The following is a 20,848-nucleotide window of genomic DNA, read 5'->3' on the forward strand; positions in this document are numbered from 1 at the left end:
CAATCGTCTCCCCTGGCCGTTATTCGACGGGCTGCAGCGCGTCGGGAATCTCCAGACCCTGCTCCTCGAAGTAGCGGGCCGCCCCGGCATGCAGCGGCACGGTACCAACGTCCAGTGTCATCTGCGCCAGATCGGCATCGCGCACTGCCGAGAAGGCGTTGGCCTGGGGCTCGGGATTCTCCATCACCGCCTTGACGATCTGGTAGGCGGTCTCTTCGTCGAGATCGGGGTGGGCATGAACGGCGACGCCGAAGGCCCAGGTGGTGTAGGCCGCAATGCCCTCGCCGGCGCCCTCGGGCACGTCGACGATGGCCACGTCGGGCATCTCCTCGCGCAGCATGTCGGCCTGCTCGTCGGTGAGCGAGATCACGCTGATCGGAGTGAAGGTGGCGACGTCCATGCTCGAACCGTCGAGGCGGTTGCCGACCCCGGACTTGGCCGAGCCCATCACCCGGCCATCCTTCATCGCATCGACGATGTCGGTGGTCGAGCCGCGTACGTAGTTGGGCGAGATGCCCAGGGTGCGCATCACCGCCTCGGTGGTCTTCTCGGTGGCCGAGCCGGTAATGCCCGGATTGAATCGCACGCCTTCGAGATCCTCGAGGGTGGAAACGTCGGCATCCTGGCGCATCACCACGTTCTGCGGGGCGACGGTGTAAACCCACAGCAGTCGGCTGTCGACCGGGCGACCGTCGAAGTCCTCCTGGCCGGCATAGGCGTGATAGCCGGTATTGGTGGTGACCAGGCCCATGTCGATCTGGTTGCGGCTCAGGCGGCGCAGGTTGTCGACGGTGGCGCCGGTTTCCGCCACCGAGGCGCTCACGCCCTCGACCTGGCTGTTGATGATCTGGTTGACGGCGACGAAGTAGCCGTAGTGGCTCGACGAGCTGGAGGTCGAGCCGATCAGCAGGCGCTCATTGGCTTGCGCCATGCCGGTGGTAAGAAAGGTGGCGCTGGCAGCGGCGGCCAGCAGGGTCTTCAGCGTTGGCTTCATGAGTGGCTCCTTGGCCCGGCTAGCGGGCTTGTTTTTGTCGTGACGCGATTGGGTACCTCATGGCGCAGCTTGGAAGGGCTTGACTATTTTGTATATTGAATTGTTTTTAAATTGTGTTTTACTTTCTAAATGAAACCCAGCATCAAGCAGCTGCGCGCCTTCGTCGCCGTGGCCCAATCGAGCAGCCTGGCCGAAGCCAGCGAACGCATTCACCTCTCCCAGCCGGCGATCTCCATCGCCCTGCGCAAGCTGGAGGAGGCGGTGGGCGGCGCGCTGTTCTCGCGCACCACGCGCCAGTTGAGCCTGACCCCGGAGGGCGAGGCCTTCCTGCCGGTGGCGGTGCGTCTGCTCAATGACTGGTCGGAGGCCTTCGAAGATCTCGAGGAACGCTTCTCCAAGCAGCGCGGCAAGGTCACCGTGGCCGCCCTGCCCACCCTGGCGGCGGGCCTGCTGCCGGGCATCATTGCCGCCTTCCACGCCCGCTACCCGCGCATCAACCTGAGCCTGCACGACGTGCTGGCCGAGCAGGTCAGTCAGATGGTGCGTGAGGGGCGCGCCGACCTGGGCCTTTCCGTGGCGCCCCACGACACCGAGGAGCTGGCCTTCGAGCCGGTGCTGATGGATCGCTACGTGGCAGTCTGTCCCCACGGTCACCCGCTGCTGGAACACGAGAGCGTGGCCTGGCGGCAGCTGGCCGGCCATCCGTTCATCGGCATCAACCGACTCTCCAGCTCGCGCCAGGAGATCGACCGCATCATGGCCGAGGTGGGCGAGCCGCTCGAGATCCTCTGCGATGCCAGCCAGATCGCCACCGTGGGGCGCATGGTCGCCGCCGGGCTCGGCATCAGCGTGCTGCCACGGCTCAGCTTTCGTCAGATATCCACCCAAGGCATCGAGTACCGACCGTTGACGGCACCGGACGTGGAAAGGCCGCTGGGCATCGTCATGCGCCACCGCCACCCGCTGTCGGCCGCCGCCTCGGCGCTGCGCACGCTGATCCAGGAAGCAAGCCCGGATTGCGCCAGCTAGCGTCGGCAAAGGGGCTATGCTGAGAGGGTTATCGACAGCTGCCCCGCATGGAGCTGCACGTGGCCGAGCCCAACAGCGTCATCGCCTTTTATGACGAGCGCGTCCTCTCCCACCAGCCGGATGGCGAAGCCTCCTTCCTGCCCGGCCGCATGGATCGCCGAGTTCGACAGCTGCTGTCCAGCTTGAACGTGCCCTGGAAATATCCCGAGCATGCCGGCCGACTGACGGCCATTCGCCACCTCCTGGAGCTCGAGCCGGTAGCCGGCCTCTCCCTCGAGGGCGGCATGGCCGCCACCCGGGAGCAGCTGGGACGCGTTCATACCAGCTCCTATCTCAGCCACATCTTCGAACTGTGCGGCCAGAATGTCTGGCTCGACGTCGACACCACGGCGGTATCGCCCGGCAGCATCGAGGCCGCCGAAGTGGCCGCCGGCACCGCGGTCGCCGCAGTCGAGGCCGTGCTCGGCGGCCGCAGCGAGAGCGCCTTCGCCCTGGTCCGGCCCCCCGGTCATCATGCCGAGCCGGCCCGGGCACGGGGTTTCTGCCTGTTCAACAACGTGGCGGTGGCCGCAGCCCACGCCCAGGCCGAGTGGGGCTGCCAGCGGGTCATGATCGTGGATTGGGACGTCCACCACGGCAACGGCACCCAGAATATTTTCTATGCCGACCCCGGCGTGCTGTTCTTCGACATACACCGGGCATCGCCCTTCTATCCCGGCTCGGGGCGGCTGGAAGAGATCGGCGCCGGACTAGGGGAAGGCACCACGGTCAACGTGCCGCTACCGGCCAGCGCCGGCGATCAGGCCTACCTCAAGGTCTTCAATGACATCCTGGTGCCGGCTGCCGACTGGTTCGAGCCGGAGTTGCTGCTGGTCTCGGCAGGGTTTGACCCGCACCCCTTCGACCTGGCCATGAACGTCTCCTTCGAAGGGTTTGCCGCCATGACCGGCATCCTGCAGCAGGTGGCCCGCCGCCACTGCCAGGGGCGCCTGGCATTCGTGCTGGAGGGGGGCTACCACCTGCTGTCGCTCTCCCGTGGGGTCAAGACGGTACTCGACGTGCTGGCCGGTGGCAGCGTCGTCCCGCCAGGTCGCATCGGCATGGACGAGGCCAAGGCGGCAGCGGACTTCCACCTTCCCGCCTTCGCCACGGAAGCACCCGACCAGGCCGAACGCCACGCCCCGAAGTCGAACGCTTCCGATACTCAGTAGTGCGCGCCGGCGATGCTGCTCACCCAGCCGGCCAGGCGCTTGTGCCAGGGCCGCTCTTCCCAGCGCTCGACGGTGTAGAGAATGGCGTCGTCCAGATCCTCCTCGACCAGGCCGCGCACGTAGCGGGCGAACGCCTCGTCGTAGACGTTGACGTTGCCCTCCTTGTTGATGCGAAACGAACGGTTGTCGATGTTGGTTGAACCCACGCTGGCCCAGCGGTCGTCGATGGTGATGAGCTTGGCGTGGTACATGGCAGGCTGGTATTCGTAGATTTCCACGCCGGCTTCCAGCATGGGGCGCCAGCGGTTGACCGAGGCGTGGCGAACGAAGCCGTAGTCGATGCTGTCGCCCGGGACCAGGATGCGCACCTCGACGCCTCGCTCGGCAGCTTCGATCAAGGCCTCGAGAAAGCTGGGGTCGGGATAGAAGTACGCCGAGGAGATGGTGATGCGCTCCCAGGCGGCGGCAATGGCGTACTTGAACATCATGCGAATGCGGTGCATGCCTTCGCGGGGCTTGCTGCTGACCATCTGCATCGGCAGCTCGCCCCGGGGCTCGAGTTCGGGAAAGTAGGCATCGCCGTGCAGCAGCTCGCCGCTCGCCTCGAGCCAGACCTCGACGAAGGCGCCCTGCATGTTGCCCACCACCGGGCCGGTGAAGCGAAAGTGATGGTCGCGATAGCCCGGCTCGTCGTCGTCCGGCAGCCAGCTGTCGGTCACGTTGGCACCGCCGGTGAAGCCGATCGCGCCGTCGACCACCATCAGCTTGCGGTGGGTGCGGTGATTGAAGCGCGGCAGCTGGTACCAGGCCGGCTCGCGCCAGCGAATCACCTCCACCCCGGCCTCCTCCATGCGCTCCAGATGCTCCTCTTCGGCGGGCATGCTGCCCACGTAGTCGAGCAGCGCATGCACCCTGACGCCGCGCTGGGCCGCTTCGGCCAGGGCATCGGCAAAGGCGGCCGCCGCCGTGTCGCCGAAGAATTCGAAGATTTCGAAGGTGATGCTGTGCTCGGCCTCTTCGATGGCCTCGAGCTTGGCCGCGTAGATCGCCTCGCCACCCTCGATATGCTCGATCTGATTGCCCTCGACGATGGGATGCGGCAGCGTTCCCCCCAGCGAGCGGGCGAAGCGCGGATCGTCGAGGCCGTAATCGACCACGACCGGCTCGACCAGGCGCTTGGGCTTGGGGGTGAGGTTGGACAGTATGACGCTGCCAATAACGAACAGGATCGCAATCGAAAGTGCCGTGACCCCTACCCACTTGAGCTTCGTGCGTCGCTGCACTCTCTTGTCTCCCGGCATCCTTTCCAAGTAGCTACACCGTAGCAGAGTTCCCTGCCTTGCGACTCACATCGGCATCGGGGCTCCCAGCAGCCAACGTGAAAAGCGAGTGTCCTGGCGCCGGTATGGCTACACTGCTCACACCGAGAGTTTCTTTCGTCTCAACGCAGCAGGAGTAACCAGATGATGGATGGAATGAACGCGCGCGGCAGCTGCCTGTGCGGCGCCGTCAATGTCGCCGTGGCGGTCAACAAGCAGAACGTCGGTGCCTGCCATTGCAGCATGTGCCGCACCTGGGGCGGTGGGCCGCTGCTGGCGCTGGAGTCGGTCAACGACGTGGAGATCGAAGGCGAAGAGAACATCACGGTCTTTGCCTCGTCGGACTGGGCCGAACGAGGCTTCTGCAAGCGCTGCGGCACCCATCTCTTCTACCGGCTGAAAACCGGCGATCACTATGCCATCCCGGTCGGCCTGGTCGACGGCGGAGAAGCCTGGACCTTCGATAGCCAGATCTTCATCGACCAGAAGCCGGAGTACTATCGCTTCGCCAACGAGACTCACAACATGACGGGGCAGGAAGTCTTCGACGCCTACCAGGGCAGTTGAAGCCTCTGCCACCCGCCGGGTCAGAGCCCTGCCTGACGATACCGAGCCCATTGCAATTCCATCCAAGGAGCGGCGAATGCCAATCTCTGTAGGCGACAAGATCCCCAACGTCACCCTCAAGACCTTCGGTTCCGACGGCTCCGAGGACATTTCCACCGGCGAACTGTTCGCCGGCAAGCGCGTTGTCCTGTTCGGGGTACCGGGGGCCTTCACTCCCGGCTGCTCTAACACCCACATGCCCGGCTTCGTGGCCCAGGCCGACAAGGTGCTGGAGAAGGCCGACACCCTGGCCTGCATGGCGGTCAACGACGCCTTCGTGATGCGCGCCTGGCAGCAGGACCAGAATGCGGGAGACATCCTCATGCTGGCTGACGGCAACGCCGAGCTGACCCGCGCCCTGGGCATGGAGAAGGACGCCAGCGGTGCCTGCATGGGTATTCGCTCCCTGCGCTTCGCACTGATTGCCGAGGATGGCGTGGTGAGCTACGTCGGCGTCGACACCGAGCGCGGTGTGGTGGACAAGAGCAGCGTGGATACCATACTGGCGCACCTGCCGAACTGAGTTGCCGCTGCCCTCAAGCTTCCTCCAAGGCTGCCGATAAGTCAGATAAGTCAACCTTGGCTCACTGCTTCACCGGCAAAGGGAGGAAGCTGCATGGCAAGCGAGGCGACCCATGACGCCCAGCAGCAACCGGACCAGGCGCCAGCTCAGCTAGCCCCCGAGCCGGCAACCCTGCTGCTGGCCGACACCGACCCCGAAACACAGGCATCGCTCTCCGACCTGCTGGACGAGGAAGGCTGTCGAATTCTCACTGCTGACAGTGGCCAGGACGCACTGGCAACGCTGCAGCGCGAACCCGTCGACATGCTGCTATGCGCTGCGCGCCTGCCCGACATGGATGGCCTGGAGCTGCTGAGGCGCGCCCAGGAAGGCTGGCCGGACTGCTTGCGCCTGCTCATCTGCGATGAATCCGCAGGCCTTGAGGGTGCCCTCCCCGCCATCAACGAAACGCATGTCTACGGCTGTCTCGCCAAGCCTTGGGACCAGGAGAGGCTGCGTCAGCTGCTTCAGCAATCGCTGGAGCAGCTCGGTGCCCAGCACGAGAGGCTCCAGCGAGAGACCTCTCTCCAGCAACAGAACCAGAACCTGCAAGCGCTGAACGCCACGCAGGAACAGCGTATCGAGGCGTGCGAACAAGAGTTGAAGCAGACCTCTGACATGCTGGAAACGGCCTACGATGAGCTGCTCCACTTCCATGTGATGGCCGCACGCATGGTTGCCCACCTGCTCCACCAGCGGCTGCCACGCCACCTGCAGACCAACGATCAGGTCTATGCCCTGGTGACTGCCTTCGGTGAGATGTACGGCCTGGACACGACATTGCAGCAGGACCTGCAGCTGGCGGCTTCGGTCTACAACATGGGCAAGCTCACCTGGGACGACCATTTGCTTTTGACCCCGTCCGAGCAATTGTCGGGCCACGAGCGGACTGCCTACCAGCATTACCCGGTCAGCGGCGAGAGCCAACTGGTGGCACTGGATCCACTGAAGCGAGTGGCAAAGCTAGTTCGTCATCACCGTGAGCGCTGGAACGGTAACGGATTCCCAGATCGCCTTGCGGGTACTGACATTCCTTATGGCTCACGCTTGCTCGGGCTGGCCGTGGACTTCATCGAGCTGCAGCGTGGCATGGTGCTGCCGCGCGAGGTGCCACGCCCGCAAGCATTGGCGCTGCTTCGCAAGTTCGCAGGACGCATCTACGATCCCGAGCTGTGCCACGACTTCGTCAAACTGTGTGTGGAAAAAACACCGGACCTGCACACCGGTGGCAAGGCCGTCGTTTCGCTGGAAACCAGGCAGGTGAAACCCGGCATGATCCTGGCCCAGGACATTCACTCCGCCAGCGGCATGCTGCTGTTGCATGAAGGCAAGCGGCTTGACCAGCACCTGCTGGCCAAGCTCATGAACTTCGAGGAACTCGAAGGGCGCAGCTTCACGATACTGGTGTATCGTCCCTGACCACACATTGCCTCGGGCCACACAGGGCCAGCTATGAGTCCTGGCGCCCTCCCAGCACCTCGATGTCGTCTCCCAGTACGTCATTGATGTAGAGCGCCTGGAGCGTCACCACGGCCACCACCGCAAGGGGCGTCGAGAGAATCACGCCGGCCACCCCGGCGACGGCCGCCCCGGCCAACTGCACGATGACGGTGTAGGCAGGCGGCAGGCGCACCAGGCCCTTGGCGGCCAGCGGCATCACCAGGTTCGACTCCAGGGTTTCGACCACGAGGTAGAGTACCAGGGCATACAGTGCCAGCTGGGGAGATTCGAGAAAGGCGATCAGGATCGTCGGAATGGCGCCGATGATCGGGCCCAGGTAGGGAATGAAGGTAAAAAGCCCGGCGATCAACCCCAGGGCACCGGCCATGGGCACCCCCAGCAGAACCAGCCCCAGCGCCACCGACACGCCCACGAAAATCATCGACACGAGCCGGCTCAGCAGCCACAGCCGCAGCGCCCTGCCCTGCATGCACAGCACCTGGGCCAGCCGGTCGCGTTTCGCGGGCGGGCACAGCAGCAGCATGTTGGCGATGTACTTCGCCGGGCTGAGCACCAGGTAGAAGCCGATCAACAGGATCAGAAAGAAGCTGGCGATGGCACCAAAGGTGGTGGCGAAGAGGTCGGTGAAATAATCGATGACCGGCGCGCCGATCAGCTGGGCCGGCTCTTCCACCTCCCCCAGCGCCGCCTCGATCCCGGGCAGCTCGCGAAAATTGCCCAGGAACTGCTGGAAGGCCTCGGGCAGATCGGCGAACAGCTGCGGAAGCTGCTCGGCGAGGGGTGGGCCTATCAGCATCCACAAGCCGGCCAGGATCAGGCAGATCAGCAGCAGTGACAACGCTAGCGCCCAAGGGCGGCTGAGCGGCAGGTAGCGCTGGCATAGCCTGACGGCACCGTCGATGGCCACCGCGACCAGCATGCTGGCAAACACCAGCAGCAATACATCGATCAACTGGCTGGCGAAGAACAGCAGTATCCCTACCAGGCTGACTAGCCCGATGACGATCAGCGTGCGGCGGGTGAAACGCGAGAGCGCACTCTCATTCCGCTCGATATCTTGCATGGCAGCTCCTTGCCGTGAGAGTGGGCATCCAGCCCGACTGGCGTCAAGAGTCAGCCTAGTCCTCTTCGGCGTGCAGCGCTTCCCTAGTCTGCGGAAGCTACCAGCATATTCTTGAGCTACGAGCGTTGAGGTGTCGGCGGTGCTGCCAGCGCCCTTGCTTCGGCGGGGGTCGCCTCTGTCATCCGCACCACGCTGCCGACCACGATCAGGCAGGGCGAAGGCAGCGGCGAGGCGGCCAGTTTGGCGGGCATATCGGCCAGGGTGCCCACCAGCGCGGCCTGTTCGGGGAGGCTGGCGTTGGCCACCAGCATGATCGGCCAGTCATCGGGCAGCCCGTTGCGGCGCAGCCCGGTGCAGATCGCCTCGACCTTGGTCAGTCCCATGTAGAAGATCAGCGTCTCGTCCTGGCGCGCCAGGGTGGCCCAGTCGGGTTCGCCGTCCTTGCGGCACAGCTGCGCGGTGATGAAGCGCAGCTGCTGGGCATGAGCGCGGTCGGTCAGCGGAATGCCCATGCCCGCCGCTGCCGCGGAGGCAGCAGTGATGCCGGGCACGATCTCGGCCTCGACCGCGGCTTCGGCCAGGGCGGCAAGCTCCTCGCCCATGCGCCCGAACACGCCGGGGTCACCGCCCTTCAGACGCACCACGGATTTGCCTTGCTGGGCCAGCTTCACCAGCAGCGCGCCGATCTCGGCCTGGGGCACGCTATGGTGGCCGCGCTCCTTGCCCACGTAGTAGCGCTCATGCCCGGCAGGAATCAGCGCCAGCACGTCGTCGCCCACCAGGCGGTCGTAGACCACCGCATCGGCCTGCTGCAGCAGGCGCGCGGCCTTGAGCGTGAGCAGCTCGACGTCGCCGCTGCCCGCCCCCACCAGATAGACTCGGCCGGCACGGCAGTCGCCATCCAGGGTAACGGTAGGCGCTGGCGTGCTGCGCGAGCCGCCGAACGGCGAGCGCACGATATGACCAAGGCCGTGCAGGCGCGACAGTGCCGCCTGCCCCAGCCTCTTCGGCAGCCGTACCTTGTGCCAGGCCTCAAGCGACAGCAGTGACTTCAGTTGGCTCAGCGCGCGCATGGGCCTTCTCCTCTTCGATCAGCGATTTCAGCTCGGGAATGCAGCTTCCGCACTGGGTGCCACAGGCCAACCGGGCGCCCAGCGCCTCGACGCTGTCGTCGCCTTCGCGTATGGCTCCTAGGATAGCGCGTTGACCCACCTGATGGCAGCTGCACACCACCGGCCCCTGATTGGCGGCGCCGTCATCGCAGCCGGCCAGCAGCCGCCGACGCTGCTCAGCGGCCAGGCTCTCGCCGCTGGTCGCCTCGCCGAAACGCTCGTCGAGCCAGGCCAGGTTGGGCAGCTCCCGGGGCGGCCCCGACATGAACCACCAGCGCAGGCGCCCGGCCTCGTCGACGCCCGCGGCGCGCAGGCGCCCTGTGGCCGGGTCGGTGCACCACACAGTGGGCGCCAGCGGCAGGGTTGCCTCCAGCCAGCTCAGCCACTCCGGCGAGGCGCTTTCCATCTCACCCTGGGCCATCTCGCCTCGGGCGCTGGTCGGCTCACCGCCGGCCAGCTGCCAGCGCTGAGCGGCGCCCAGCGGAATCCGCGCCCAGTACCGGCTACGGTCGCACCAGCGCGATTCCGCCACGCCCAGGTCGTCCGCCACCAGCAGGGTGGCCTCCCACTCCACCGGCAGAGGATCCAGCGCCACTGCACCATGCTTGGATTCCGGCTGGCCGGAAACCGGGTCGACATGAGCATCGATCAGCGCCCCGGATAAGGCCGAGCCGCTGAAGTAGCCGTTCCAGTGCATCGGCACGAACACCTCACCGCGGCGCTGCCCGCGCGACACCCGCACGCGGCCGACATAGCGGCCGCCGGCGCCCTGCAGGCAGGCCAGGCCCTGTTCCTCCACGCCCAGCGCCGCGGCATCTTCCGGGGCGATCTCGATGAACGGCTCGGCGCGGTGGTTCATCAGCCGCGGCGAGCGGGCGGTACGGGTCATGGTGTGCCACTGGTCGCGAACACGTCCGGTATTGAGCCGCAGCGGACGCGCTGCATCCAACGCCTGGGCGGGCGGGCGCGAACGCACCGCTACCATGCGCGCCAGCCCGTCGGGGGTAGCGAAACGGCCGTCGATGAAGAGCCGCGCGGTGCCGCGGGGGGCAGCGGCATTGACCGGCCACTGGATCGGCTCGAGGGCATCGTAGGCGGCGCGGTCGAGCCCGGCCAGGCCGGAAATATCGAATAGCCGGCGCCACTCATCCGGCCCCTCGCCGTTCTCGAAGCCCGAAAGCCGGGCGTGCTCGTCGAAGATCTCGCTGGGGTGGGTGTAACCGAAGGCCTCGCCGAAGCCCAGCCGCTTGGCCACCTCACACAGCGCCCACCAGTCGTGACGGGCCTCGCCCGGTGGCGGCAGGATGCCGCGCTGGCGCGAGATACGCCGCTCGGAGTTGGTCACCGTGCCGTCCTTCTCCGACCAGCTCGAGGCCGGCAGCACGATGTCGGCATAGGCCAGCAGGTCGGCGTTGGCCATGCAGTCGGAGACGATCACCAGCGGGCATTTCGCCAGCGCCGCGCGCACCCGGTCGGTGCGCGGCAGACTCACCGCCGGATTGGTGGCCATGATCCACAGCGCCTGCACCTCGCCGCGCTCGATTGCCTCGAACAGCGCCACCGCCTTGTGCCCCGGCCCCTCGGGCAGGCACGGCACCAGCCGCTCGGTGGCCCAGAAGCGCGTCACCCGATCCCGCGCGCCGGGGGTATCGTAATCCATGTGCGCGGCCAGCTGGTTGGCCAGCCCGCCCACCTCGCGCCCGCCCATGGCGTTGGGCTGGCCGGTGATCGAGAACGGTCCCGCCCCCGGCAGGCCGATCTTGCCGCCGGCCAGGTGGCAGTTGATGATGGCGTTGCCCTTGTCGGTGCCGCTGGTGGACTGGTTCACGCCCTGGGAGAACAGCGTGACCACGTGCAGGTGGCTGGCAAACCAGTAGAAGAAGGTTTCCAGGCGCTCCGCATCCAGGTCGCAGTCGGCGGCAATCGCCTCCACCCCGGCATCCTGCTCCTGGGCTGCGGCCAGTGCCTCCTCGAAGCCCTGGGTATGCGCCTCCAGATACACCCGGTCGAGCTTGTTGCGTGCGGCCATCCACGCCAGCAGGCCGGTGAACAGGCGGGCATCGCTGCCCGGCTTGAGCCCCAAGTAGAGGTCGGCGAGCTCGCAGGTGTCGGTCACCCGGGGGTCGATCACCACCACCCGCAGCAGCGGATTGCGCTGTTTGGCTACCTTCAGGCGCTGATAAAGCACCGGGTGGTTCCACGCCAGGTTGGAGCCCACCAGCACCACCAGCTCGGCCTCTTCGAGATCCTCGTAGCAGCACGGCACCGCGTCGGCGCCGAAAGCGCGCTTGTGGGCCGCCACCGCCGAGGCCATGCACAGGCGCGAATTGGTATCCAGGTGCGGCGTGCCAAGAAAGCCCTTGAACAGCTTGTTGGCGACGTAATAGTCCTCGGTGAGCAGCTGTCCGGACAGGTAGGCGGCAAGTGCCTCGGGGCCGAGGGCATCGCGCACCGCTCGCAGGCGGCTGGCCACCGCATCCAGCGCGGTGTCCCAGTCGCTCTCCACACCGTCGACGATGGGCCGGGTCAGACGGCCGCCATGACCCAGCGTCTCATGCAGGGCCGAGCCCTTCACGCACAGGCGACCGAAGTTGGCGGGGTGCTGCGGGTCGCCCTGCACGTCGACGATCTCACTCTTCTCGACGCTGGCCACCACGCCGCAGCCGACGCCGCAGTAGGGGCAGGTGGTTCGGGCCTCGCGCATGTCGATCTCCTCTGGAGCACTCTTGAAACGACGATCTCGAAACGACGACGCCCGCCAACTCTTCCCCGGGATCTTGCTGAGGGAAGGTTGGCGGGCGTCGTTGCCGCTGGGGCGCTGACGGCGCGCCCCTGTCGATAGTCACTGACATGGATCAAGCAGAAAGCGTGCCATGCCAGCAATTCCCCGAGCCACTCAGGGAGATGTCATGCCTTGCCCGGCCGGGCACTGCGGCTCCAGGTCGCCCTCGTCATGCGGCAACGCACCATGACCCCGCACTGACGGCCAGACATGCACCAGGCTGGTGCCGAAACATCAGCACGGCAGCGATAGCCCCAGTTCCCCGTCATGCGAGATACCCGATGCAGGCCACCGGAACCGCGGCTCAAGAGCATCTGGAATGCTTCTTGCTTAAGAGCAATAGGTGCCTGAGTCAGTGGAGCGACGACGCAATGCCATCCCCCTTGAACATTTTACTGGTCGACGACGAAGTAGTGCGTGCCGCCATGGTCGAGGAGGCGCTGATGACCGAGGGGCACCGGGTCATCTGCCGCCTGTCGAGCCCGGCCAGCCTCAACCAGATGGTCGAGCGCCACCAACCTGACGTGGTGATCATCGACATGGAGAGCCCCGACCGCGACACCCTCGAGAGCATGGCGCTGCTCAATCGCGAGAACCCGCGGCCGGTGGTGTTTTTCGCCGACCAGCACGATTCCGACACGCTGCAGGCCGCGCTCAAGGCCGGGGTCAGTGCCTATGTGGTCGACGGTCTGGTACCCGAGCGTGTCAAAGCCATCGTCGAGGTGGCCATCGCCCGCTTCGACGCCTTCCACAGCATGCGTCAGGAGCTGGACAAGGCGCGCAACCAGCTGGCCGAACGCAAGCATATCGAGCGCGCCAAGGGGCTGTTGATGAAGCACCAGAACTGCGACGAGGAGCAGGCCTACCGCATGCTGCGCAAGCTCGCCATGGACCGCGGCCAGCGCATCGCCGAGGTCGCCGACAGCGTCATCGACATTCTCGAACGCCTGAATCCGACATCGCCCCAGGGGCGATCCGCCGACAAACGGGGATCCCGCTCATGAGCCACCCGCAACATCACGCCACCTCGCCCGAACTGAAACGCATCGCCCTCGGCTTCGTCCCGCTGCTCGACGCGACGCTGCTGATCGTTGCCCGTGAACGGGGCTGCTTCGCCGCCCAGGGACTCGACGTCACGCTATCCCGCGAGAACGCCTGGGCCACCGTGCGCGACAAGGTCGCCGCCGGGCTGCTCGACGGCGCCCAGATGCTCGCCCCCATGCCGCTGGCCATGAGCCTGGGGCTGGGCCGCGCCCCCTGCGAGACGCTGGCACCGATGCTGCTCTCGCGCAACGGCAATACCGTGACGCTCTCGACGGAGTTGAGCGAAGCGAGCGGCGCGAAACTTGACGACGACCCGGGCACCAGCGCCCTGGCGCTGGGCAACTGGCTGCGGGAGGCGGGTCGAGGCAAGCGACCTCGCCTGGCCATGGTCTACCCCTACTCCTGCCAGCACTACCAGCTGCGCGAATGGCTCACCCTCGGCGACATCGACCCCGAGCGGCAAGTGGAACTGGTAGCGCTGCCCCCACCGCGCATGGTGGAAGCGCTGCGCAGTGGCCAGATCGACGGTTTCTGCGCCGGCGAGCCCTGGGGCACCCTGGCTCGCCACTGCGGCGCCGGACGCCTGGTGGCCACCGGTGCCCAGCTGTGGCCCGAGCATCCGGAGAAGGTACTTGGCGTGACCCGCTCCTGGGCCGAGCAATACCCCGCCACCCTGTCGGGCCTGGTACGCGCCCTGGTAGCAGCCAGCGAGTGGCTGGCCGCCTCACCGGACAATCGCCGCCAGGCGCTGGAGTGGCTGGCCCTGCCGCCCTACCTCGATCGCTCGGTGAACCACCTGCGCACCCTCGACATCGATGATGCACCGATCCATCAACGCCTGTACGGCAAGGGCATGCTGCGGCCCACCCCGCAGGCCGTGCTGCACTTTGCCGAGCCCATCGTGCGGCAGTTGGAAAAGCAGGAAAGACGCTTCGACCCCGCCCTGCTGGCCACTTGCTACAACCCTGTGCATTTCGATGCCGCAACGCACCACTGAAGTGCAGGACCGGCAAGGCAATGGCGCCATGCCGGTCCTGACAAGGGGAAATCAAGCGATTGAAATAAAGCAACAAATTCAGAACGGCCGATACCCTGGCCGGAATATTGAAAACCATTAGATAAACGGCGGCCAAAGCGGGTCGCCCGATACCGCAACTGACAACGGCGTCTCTGCGCTCCCCGATTCGATCTTCCAATCGAAAAGGGAGTGCCGAGGCGCCGTTGCGTTTGTGAGCCATGCATTGGAAAGAGGTGTCAGCCATGCGTCAGCGACATCCTGCAGCAACCTCCAGCGAACACCTGGTCATCGTCGGCAACGGCATGGCCGGCCACCGCCTGGTCGAGGCGCTCCTCGCCCGGCCCGAGCGGCCCGCCAGGATCACCGTGATCGGTGCCGAAACGGCCCCAGCCTACAACCGCATCCTGCTTTCGCCGCTGCTGGCCGGGGAGCTGCAGCACGATGCCCTGGCACTGCGCTGCGCCGAGTGGTACGCCGAACAGGGCATCGAGCTGGTACTGGGCGAGCAGGTGGAGTCCATCGACCGCAGCGCACGGCGCCTGACCACCGATGCCGGTCGCGAGCTCGACTACGACCGCCTGGTACTGGCCACCGGCTCCACCCCGGCCCGTCCGCCGGTGCCGGAGCTCGAACTGCCCGGCGTGCAGGTGTTCCGCGACCTGCACGATGCCGATGCCCTGGCACGCGCCGCCGAAACCGGCAGCAACGCCGTGGTGATCGGCGGCGGCCTGCTCGGCCTGGAAGCCGCGGAGGGTTTGCGTAAACGAGGGCAGGACAAGCGCGGCATGCAGGTCAGCCTGCTGCAGCGCGACGACCGCCTGATGAACCGCCAGCTCGACCTCACCGCCGCCCGGCTGCTGGAAAGCGAGCTGCGCGGCCGCGGGCTCGACATTCACACCGACGCCCAGCTCGAACGCCTGGAAGCCGACGCCGAGGGCCAGGTATGCGCCGCCCTGCTGGCCGACGGCACCCGCCTGGCCGCCGACTGCGTGGTGGTGGCCATCGGCATCGTGCCTCAGGCCGAGCTTGGCCGGGTGGCCGGGCTCGAGGTCAACCGCGGCATCGTGGTCGACCAGTGGCTCACCACCAGCGACCCGGCCATTCACGCCCTGGGCGAATGCTGCGAGTTCGAAGGCCACACCTTCGGCCTGGTGGAACCCATCTGGCGCCAGGTCGAGGTGCTCGCCGCCCACCTCTCCGGCGAGACGGTGGACGGCTACGTCGAGCAGCCCACCGCCACCAAGCTCAAGGTCAGCGGCGTTTCGCTCTACGCCTTCGGCCCCACCGACCCCGAACCCGGCCACGAGGTGCTCAGCTATCGCGATCCCCAGCAGGGCGACTACCGCCGCCTGCTGCTGCGCGACGGCCGCCTGGAAGGCGCCGTGCTCTACGGCGACACCGCCTCCGGCCCCTGGTACTTCGAGCAGGCCCTGGCCGAGCGCGACCTCAGCGCCTGTCGCGCCGCCCTGCTGCTCGGCGCCGCCGACGCCCAGGCCCTGCTCGACGACGCATCGAACGAATCACCGCAACACCCCGCGAAGGAGGCCGCATGAACACGCCCGTCAAACCGCAACTGATCGTCATCGGCAACGGCATGGTCGGCCACCATCTGGTCGAACAGCTGGTCGAGCGCGGCGCCACCGAGCGCTATGCCATCACCGTGTTCGGCGAGGAGCGTCACCTGGCCTACGACCGCGTGCACCTCTCCGAGTACTTCAGCGGCCGCGACGCCGACTCGCTCGCTCTCTCCACCGCCGACTACTACGCCGAGCACGGCATCGAGCTGCGTCTGCATGAGGCGGTGACCGCCATCGACCGCGACGCTGGCGAGGTGATCACCGACCAGGAGCGCCACCCCTACGATCGCCTGGTGCTGGCCACCGGCTCCACCCCCTTCGTGCCGCCGATTCCCGGCAACGACCGTGAAGGCTGCCTGGTCTACCGCACCCTGGAGGATCTCGACGCCATCCGTGCGGCCGCCGAAAGCGCCGCCACCGGCGTGGTGGTGGGCGGCGGCCTGCTGGGCCTGGAAGCCGCCAACGCCCTGCGCGGGCTCGACCTCGACACCGCCGTGGTGGAGTTCGCCCCGCGGCTGATGCCGATGCAGGTGGACAGCGAAGGCGGCGAACTGCTGCGCGAGAAGATCGAGTCGCTGGGCGTGCAGGTGCTCACCGGCCGCGCCACCCAGGAGATCGTCGACGGCGAACGCAGCCGCCACCGCATGGTGTTCCAGGACGACAAGGTGCTGGAAACCGACCTCATCGTCTTCTCCGCCGGCATTCGCCCCCGCGACGAGCTGGCCCGCGACTGCGGCCTGGAGATCGGCGAGCGCGGCGGCGTGGTGATCGATGACAGCTGCCTGACCAGCGACCCGGCCATCCTCGCCGTCGGCGAAGTCGCACTGTGGAACAACAGCATCTTCGGCCTGGTGGCCCCCGGCTACCAGATGGCCAAGGCTGCCGCCGCCACGCTGCTCGAGGGCGATGAACCCTTCAAGGGCGCCGACATGAGCACCAAGCTCAAGCTGATGGGCGTCGACGTGGGCTCCATCGGCGATGCCCACGGCGACCGTACCCCCGGCGCACGCCAGTTCCGCTTCCTCGACCCGCTCAAGCAGCAGTACCGCAAGCTGGTGGTCTCCAGCGACGGCAAGCGCCTGGTCGGCGCCATGCTGGTGGGCGACAACAGCTACTACGACACCCTGCTGCAGTACTACGCCAACCGCATCGAGCTGCCCGAGGACCCGGCCTCGCTGATCCTGCCTGCCGGCAGCGACGCCGCCCCCGCGCTGGGGCCGGACGCCCTGCCCGACACCGCCATGATCTGCTCCTGCCACAACGTCACCAAGGGTGACGTCTGCGCCACCATCGACGCCGGCGCCGTGGATCTGGGCGCGGTGAAGGGCGACACCAAGGCCAGCACCGGCTGCGGCGGCTGTGCCGCCCTGCTCAAGACCCTGGTGGATCACGAACTCGAAAGCCGCGGCGTGGAGGTCGACAAGTCGATCTGCGAGCACTTCCACTACACCCGCCAGGAGCTCTACGACATCGTGCGGGTGGAAGGCATCAAGACCTTCAGCGAGCTGATGGAGAAGCACGGCTCCAAGGTCGGCCACGGCCTCGGCTGCGACATCTGCAAGCCGGCGGTGGCCTCGATCCTCGCCTCCTGCTTCAACGAGCCGATCACCGATGCGGCCCACATCCCGCTGCAGGACACCAACGACACCTTCATGGCCAACATGCAGAAGAACGGCACCTACTCCGTCGTTCCTCGCGTGCCGGGCGGCGAGATCACCCCCGACAAGTTGGTGGTGCTGGGCCAGGTGGCGCAGAAGTACAACCTCTACACCAAAGTGACCGGCGGCCAGCGTATCGACCTGTTCGGCGCCCGCCTGGAGGACCTGCCGGCCATCTGGGGCGAGCTGATCGAAGCCGGCTTCGAGACCGGCCACGCCTACGGCAAGTCGCTGCGCACGGTGAAATCCTGCGTGGGCAGCACCTGGTGCCGCTACGGCGTGCAGGACAGCGTGGGCATGGCGATCCAGCTGGAGCACCGCTACAAGGGCCTGCGCGCGCCGCACAAGATCAAGTTCGGGGTGTCCGGCTGTACCCGCGAGTGCGCCGAAGCCCAGAGCAAGGACATTGGCGTGATCGCCACCGAGAACGGCTGGAACCTCTACGTCTCCGGTAACGGCGGCATGCGCCCGCGCCATGCCGAGCTGTTCGCCACCGACCTCAGCGACGAAGAGCTGTTCCGTTACATCGACCGCTTCCTGATGTTCTACATCCGCACCGCCGACCGCCTGCAGCGCACCTCGGTATGGCGCGAGAACCTGGAAGGCGGCCTGGACTACCTCAAGGAAGTGATCCTCGAGGACAGCCTCGGCATCGGCGAGGAGCTGGAGCGGCAGATGCAGGCCGTGGTCGACACCTACGAGTGCGAATGGGCCAACGCCATCAGCGATCCGGAGAAGCTCAAGCGCTTCCGCAGCTTCGTCAACGATGCGCGCCCGGATCCGGACATCATCTATACCACCGAGCGCGGTCAGCTCCGCCCTGCGTAACGGAAATGGCTGCGCGAGCGAATCGCGCCGTTGCGCGACACCCCGAAGGCTCGCCTAACCCCACGTTATGTCTCGCCTTCGGTCCGCCGCGCGCCTAGCGCTTCATCTCGCTCGCCGATTTCCCGACACCATTGCTAGGAATCTCTTATGACAATCGCCAACGCAGCAGCCAAGACCATGACCCAGACCTGGCAGACCCTCTGTACCCGCGCCGACCTGGTGCCCTTCTCCGGCGTCGCCGCCTGGGTGGAAACTCCCGACGGCCCGGCCCAAGTAGCCCTCTTCTACCTGCCAGGTCACGCCCAGGAACTCTACGCCATCGACCACCACGACCCCTTCTCCGGCGCCAACGTCATCGCCCGCGGCATCGTCGGCGATATCAAGGGGCAGCCGGTGGTCGCCTCGCCGATCTACAAGCAGCACTTCCGCCTGGAAGACGGCCAGTGCCTGGAGGACGAGAGCGTCACCCTGCGCACCTGGCAGGTGAGCTTCAAGGGTGATGAGGTGTGGATCGAGGCGTGAGGTTGCGACCATAGAAAAGCAAAAGCCGCCGACGCTGGGAAGCGTCGGCGGCTTTGGGTCAGCCCATCCTCATCTCAGCCGCGTCAACCGCGAAAGGCGGCCTTGATCTCGGCAATGTCGATTTTCCGCATCGTCATCATGGCATCGAACGCCCGCTTGGCAGCGGCACGGTCCGGGCTGGTGAACGCCTTCGTCAGCGCTACCGGGGTAATCTGCCAGGAGATGCCCCACCTATCCTTGCACCAGCCGCATTGGCTCTCCTCGCCGCCGTTGCCGACGATGGCGTTCCAGTAGCGATCCGTCTCCTCCTGGTCTTTGGTCGCCACCTGAAACGAGAACGCCTCACTATGCTGGAAGGCAGGCCCACCGTTAAGCCCCAGGCACGCCACGCCCAGCACGGTGAACTCGACCGTCAACACGCTCCCCTCCTTGCCCGAGGGAAAATCCCCCGGGGCCCGGTGCACCGCGTCGAGCGATGAATCGGGGAAGGTCTCGGCATAAAATCGTGCGGCTTCCTCAGCGGCGCCATCGTACCAAAGGCAGATGGTGTTCTTCGCCATGTGCTTCATGGTCGGCTCCCTTCTGTAGGTGATTGCAGTGAGTGACAACCTAATGTCGAACGGAGCTGGTCGGAATCGACAGGGGGGGGTGGCTAACGCCGCGCTCACCGGCTTATCCGGTGCAGCGCATGGTTATACGCTATCTCTGAGACGGGGCAGCAGCACTGCCTGCCAATATGCCACCGTCAACATTCAACTCAATCCCCGTTACATACTTTGACTCATCAGAGGCCAAATACAGAGCAGCGTATGCAACATCTCGTGACTCACCCATTACTCCCAGCGGGACATCAGCAGCTACGGCTTCAATGGCTTTTATACGCGATTCACCTTCCCCCAACATTGCATCCCACATAGGAGTCAAAATGGCACCAGGATGAATAGAATTACACCGTATTGGATACTTCTGCTGCGCACAATACAAGGCGACTGTTTTTGTATGGTTTCGCACCGCCGCTTTACTGGCAGCATACCCTGCTGCGCCAGGAATGCCGACAATGCCAGATCGTGATGAGATATTCACTATGCTTGCGGACTTCGATGTTTTCATTAGTCTGATAGCATATTTGCATCCAAGCGCAACGCCATCTGAATTCGTTTGATGCACCATATGCCAACTATCAAGATCCAAGTTCTCCGGATCATGCGGCCCTTCCGATTCAAAAAACCCAGTTATCCCGGCGTTGTTTACAAGCACATCCAATCGACCGAATTGTTTGCTTATATATTCACCAACTCGCTCCCAGTCTGATTCGCTGGACACATCCAGATGCTGATAGCTGGCATGATCGCCAAGCCTGGAGGCTATCTCCTTTCCAGATTCATCGTTAATGTCAGATATAACAACAGACGCCCCTTCTTCAACAAAAAGCTCGGCTGTAGCCTGGCCGATCCCTCTTGCTGCCCCTGTAATTAGAACAGTTTTTCCTTCAAGTCTTGGCATGAAATCTCCTTATCGTATAACGACAGCGCTCAGCCGAGAGGAGCCGCATCGCGGTCCATCGTGGGCTGGAGCGCCTTGTTAGCCGCCGCCATCACAAATGCTGAAAAGATAACGACATCCTGGACGAAGTGAATAAACCACGCCCAAAAAATGCCGTGCGTTTCAATAACAGACTTAGCAAGTAGCCACCCCAGAAAACCTGCCATGATGGCACCAATCAAGCCATTTGGCATGCCGCGCAGGTGAGGAGCGCCAAAGGCTATCGCCGAAATCAGCATGATATATCCGGGTTCAATTCTGCCATACAGCGGCACAATGACTCCCAGCCTATAAACCACTTCTTCAGAGAAGGAATTGGTCAGAGAAAACAGCAGCACCCAAGGAAGATAGCGGAATAGCTGTTTCCAAGCCCCCCTGAAGTTCTGAATTGTAGATAAACAAATACTGTCGTGCCAAGCGTTATTATAAATAAAAAAAGAACTGGCGGTCTCAAGTCCCAAGCGCAACACTATTGAAGGGTGTCCGGTCCAGCGACTGATTTCTTGAGCACCTCGGAATA

General features: G+C 65.2%; 18 protein-coding genes. 10 read left to right on the forward strand and 8 right to left on the reverse strand.

What is annotated here, in order from left to right; translation table 11 throughout:
* Positions 1 to 19 precede the first annotated feature (19 nt).
* Positions 20 to 994 carry a TAXI family TRAP transporter solute-binding subunit gene (locus H1D44_RS16420; protein ID WP_238984481.1) on the reverse strand — a complete coding sequence of 325 codons (975 nt, stop codon included), beginning with the start codon at positions 992 to 994 and terminating at the stop codon, positions 20 to 22.
* Between the two features lie 129 nt (positions 995 to 1,123).
* On the opposite strand from H1D44_RS16420, the gene H1D44_RS16425 reads away from it, so the two are divergent.
* Together H1D44_RS16425 and H1D44_RS16430 are read left to right on the forward strand one after the other, a co-directional pair.
* Positions 1,124 to 2,023, forward strand: a complete 900-nt coding sequence (locus H1D44_RS16425; protein WP_181515975.1) for a LysR family transcriptional regulator — start codon at positions 1,124 to 1,126, stop codon at positions 2,021 to 2,023.
* Between the two features lie 59 nt (positions 2,024 to 2,082).
* A complete protein-coding gene (locus tag H1D44_RS16430; protein WP_238984482.1) occupies positions 2,083 to 3,234 on the forward strand; it encodes a histone deacetylase family protein in 1,152 nt (383 codons plus the stop codon).
* Here the strand turns inward: H1D44_RS16430 and H1D44_RS16435 are convergent.
* On the reverse strand, positions 3,228 to 4,517 hold the full coding sequence (locus H1D44_RS16435) for a phospholipase D-like domain-containing protein (protein ID WP_238984483.1): 1,290 nt from the start codon (positions 4,515 to 4,517) through the stop codon (positions 3,228 to 3,230). The genes H1D44_RS16430 and H1D44_RS16435 overlap by 7 nt on opposite strands.
* 180 nt (positions 4,518 to 4,697) lie before the next feature.
* On the opposite strand from H1D44_RS16435, the gene H1D44_RS16440 reads away from it, so the two are divergent.
* The 3 genes from H1D44_RS16440 to nosR all read left to right on the forward strand — a co-directional run bounded on the left by H1D44_RS16440 (position 4,698) and on the right by nosR (position 7,140).
* Positions 4,698 to 5,120, forward strand: coding sequence for a GFA family protein (locus H1D44_RS16440; protein WP_181515981.1), 423 nt, complete (start codon positions 4,698 to 4,700; stop codon positions 5,118 to 5,120).
* A gap of 76 nt (positions 5,121 to 5,196) precedes the next feature.
* The gene (locus H1D44_RS16445; RefSeq protein ID WP_181515983.1) at positions 5,197 to 5,682 is read left to right on the forward strand and encodes a peroxiredoxin; all 486 of its coding nucleotides are present in this window, start codon (positions 5,197 to 5,199) and stop codon (positions 5,680 to 5,682) included.
* Positions 5,683 to 5,775: 93 nt separating this feature from the next.
* On the forward strand, positions 5,776 to 7,140 hold the full coding sequence (gene nosR / locus H1D44_RS16450) for a response regulator c-di-GMP phosphodiesterase, NosR family (protein ID WP_181515985.1): 1,365 nt from the start codon (positions 5,776 to 5,778) through the stop codon (positions 7,138 to 7,140).
* 31 nt (positions 7,141 to 7,171) lie between these two features.
* Here nosR and H1D44_RS16455 read toward each other — a convergent pair whose 3' ends face one another.
* The 3 genes from H1D44_RS16455 to H1D44_RS16465 form a co-directional block, all read right to left on the reverse strand.
* Positions 7,172 to 8,245 carry an AI-2E family transporter gene (locus tag H1D44_RS16455; protein WP_181515987.1) on the reverse strand — a complete coding sequence of 358 codons (1,074 nt, stop codon included), beginning with the start codon at positions 8,243 to 8,245 and terminating at the stop codon, positions 7,172 to 7,174.
* 116 nt (positions 8,246 to 8,361) lie between these two features.
* Positions 8,362 to 9,318, reverse strand: a complete 957-nt coding sequence (cobA, locus tag H1D44_RS16460) for a uroporphyrinogen-III C-methyltransferase (protein ID WP_181515989.1) — start codon at positions 9,316 to 9,318, stop codon at positions 8,362 to 8,364.
* Positions 9,278 to 12,061 carry a nitrate reductase gene (locus tag H1D44_RS16465; protein ID WP_181515990.1) on the reverse strand — a complete coding sequence of 928 codons (2,784 nt, stop codon included), beginning with the start codon at positions 12,059 to 12,061 and terminating at the stop codon, positions 9,278 to 9,280. Before H1D44_RS16465 ends, cobA begins: the two co-directional genes overlap by 41 nt.
* Positions 12,062 to 12,510: 449 nt before the next feature.
* On the opposite strand from H1D44_RS16465, the gene H1D44_RS16470 reads away from it, so the two are divergent.
* From H1D44_RS16470 to nirD, 5 genes are all read left to right on the forward strand, one after another.
* Positions 12,511 to 13,143 (forward strand): ANTAR domain-containing response regulator, encoded by a 633-nt coding sequence (locus H1D44_RS16470; RefSeq protein WP_181515991.1) that lies wholly within the window; start codon positions 12,511 to 12,513, stop codon positions 13,141 to 13,143.
* Positions 13,140 to 14,180: a CmpA/NrtA family ABC transporter substrate-binding protein gene (locus tag H1D44_RS16475; RefSeq protein ID WP_181515993.1), complete on the forward strand. Its 1,041-nt coding sequence runs from the start codon at positions 13,140 to 13,142 to the stop codon at positions 14,178 to 14,180. The genes H1D44_RS16470 and H1D44_RS16475 overlap by 4 nt, the downstream gene beginning before the upstream one ends.
* 263 nt (positions 14,181 to 14,443) lie before the next feature.
* Positions 14,444 to 15,754: an NAD(P)/FAD-dependent oxidoreductase gene (locus H1D44_RS16480; RefSeq protein ID WP_181515995.1), complete on the forward strand. Its 1,311-nt coding sequence runs from the start codon at positions 14,444 to 14,446 to the stop codon at positions 15,752 to 15,754.
* Positions 15,751 to 18,264, forward strand: a complete 2,514-nt coding sequence (nirB, locus tag H1D44_RS16485; protein WP_181516004.1) for a nitrite reductase large subunit NirB — start codon at positions 15,751 to 15,753, stop codon at positions 18,262 to 18,264. Before H1D44_RS16480 ends, nirB begins: the two co-directional genes overlap by 4 nt.
* 147 nt (positions 18,265 to 18,411) lie before the next feature.
* On the forward strand, positions 18,412 to 18,786 hold the full coding sequence (nirD, locus tag H1D44_RS16490) for a nitrite reductase small subunit NirD (protein WP_181516006.1): 375 nt from the start codon (positions 18,412 to 18,414) through the stop codon (positions 18,784 to 18,786).
* An 83-nt stretch (positions 18,787 to 18,869) separates the two neighbouring features.
* Here nirD and H1D44_RS16495 read toward each other — a convergent pair whose 3' ends face one another.
* The 3 genes from H1D44_RS16495 to H1D44_RS16505 form a co-directional block, all read right to left on the reverse strand.
* A complete protein-coding gene (locus H1D44_RS16495; protein ID WP_181516008.1) occupies positions 18,870 to 19,355 on the reverse strand; it encodes a VOC family protein in 486 nt (161 codons plus the stop codon).
* A 130-nt stretch (positions 19,356 to 19,485) separates the two neighbouring features.
* On the reverse strand, positions 19,486 to 20,289 hold the full coding sequence (locus H1D44_RS16500) for a glucose 1-dehydrogenase (protein WP_181516010.1): 804 nt from the start codon (positions 20,287 to 20,289) through the stop codon (positions 19,486 to 19,488).
* Between the two features lie 29 nt (positions 20,290 to 20,318).
* The coding region (locus H1D44_RS16505; RefSeq protein ID WP_181516012.1) for a CPBP family intramembrane glutamic endopeptidase at positions 20,319 to 20,848 on the reverse strand (530 nt) is incomplete at its 5' end.

It is taken from the genome of Billgrantia kenyensis, assembly GCF_013697085.1.
In the GTDB taxonomy this organism is placed as follows: domain Bacteria; phylum Pseudomonadota; class Gammaproteobacteria; order Pseudomonadales; family Halomonadaceae; genus Halomonas; species Halomonas kenyensis.

Coding starts and splice junctions, on each gene's coding strand:
- H1D44_RS16420 (WP_238984481.1), bottom strand. CDS start 994: ATGAAGCCAACGCTGAAGACCCTGCTGGCCGCCGCTGCCAGCGCCACC.
- H1D44_RS16425 (WP_181515975.1), top strand. CDS start 1,124: ATGAAACCCAGCATCAAGCAGCTGCGCGCCTTCGTCGCCGTGGCCCAA.
- H1D44_RS16440 (WP_181515981.1), top strand. CDS start 4,698: ATGATGGATGGAATGAACGCGCGCGGCAGCTGCCTGTGCGGCGCCGTC.
- H1D44_RS16445 (WP_181515983.1), top strand. CDS start 5,197: ATGCCAATCTCTGTAGGCGACAAGATCCCCAACGTCACCCTCAAGACC.
- nosR (WP_181515985.1), top strand. CDS start 5,776: ATGGCAAGCGAGGCGACCCATGACGCCCAGCAGCAACCGGACCAGGCG.
- H1D44_RS16455 (WP_181515987.1), bottom strand. CDS start 8,245: ATGCAAGATATCGAGCGGAATGAGAGTGCGCTCTCGCGTTTCACCCGC.
- cobA (WP_181515989.1), bottom strand. CDS start 9,318: ATGCGCGCGCTGAGCCAACTGAAGTCACTGCTGTCGCTTGAGGCCTGG.
- H1D44_RS16465 (WP_181515990.1), bottom strand. CDS start 12,061: ATGCGCGAGGCCCGAACCACCTGCCCCTACTGCGGCGTCGGCTGCGGC.
- H1D44_RS16470 (WP_181515991.1), top strand. CDS start 12,511: ATGCCATCCCCCTTGAACATTTTACTGGTCGACGACGAAGTAGTGCGT.
- H1D44_RS16475 (WP_181515993.1), top strand. CDS start 13,140: ATGAGCCACCCGCAACATCACGCCACCTCGCCCGAACTGAAACGCATC.
- H1D44_RS16480 (WP_181515995.1), top strand. CDS start 14,444: ATGCGTCAGCGACATCCTGCAGCAACCTCCAGCGAACACCTGGTCATC.
- nirB (WP_181516004.1), top strand. CDS start 15,751: ATGAACACGCCCGTCAAACCGCAACTGATCGTCATCGGCAACGGCATG.
- nirD (WP_181516006.1), top strand. CDS start 18,412: ATGACAATCGCCAACGCAGCAGCCAAGACCATGACCCAGACCTGGCAG.
- H1D44_RS16495 (WP_181516008.1), bottom strand. CDS start 19,355: ATGAAGCACATGGCGAAGAACACCATCTGCCTTTGGTACGATGGCGCC.
- H1D44_RS16500 (WP_181516010.1), bottom strand. CDS start 20,289: ATGCCAAGACTTGAAGGAAAAACTGTTCTAATTACAGGGGCAGCAAGA.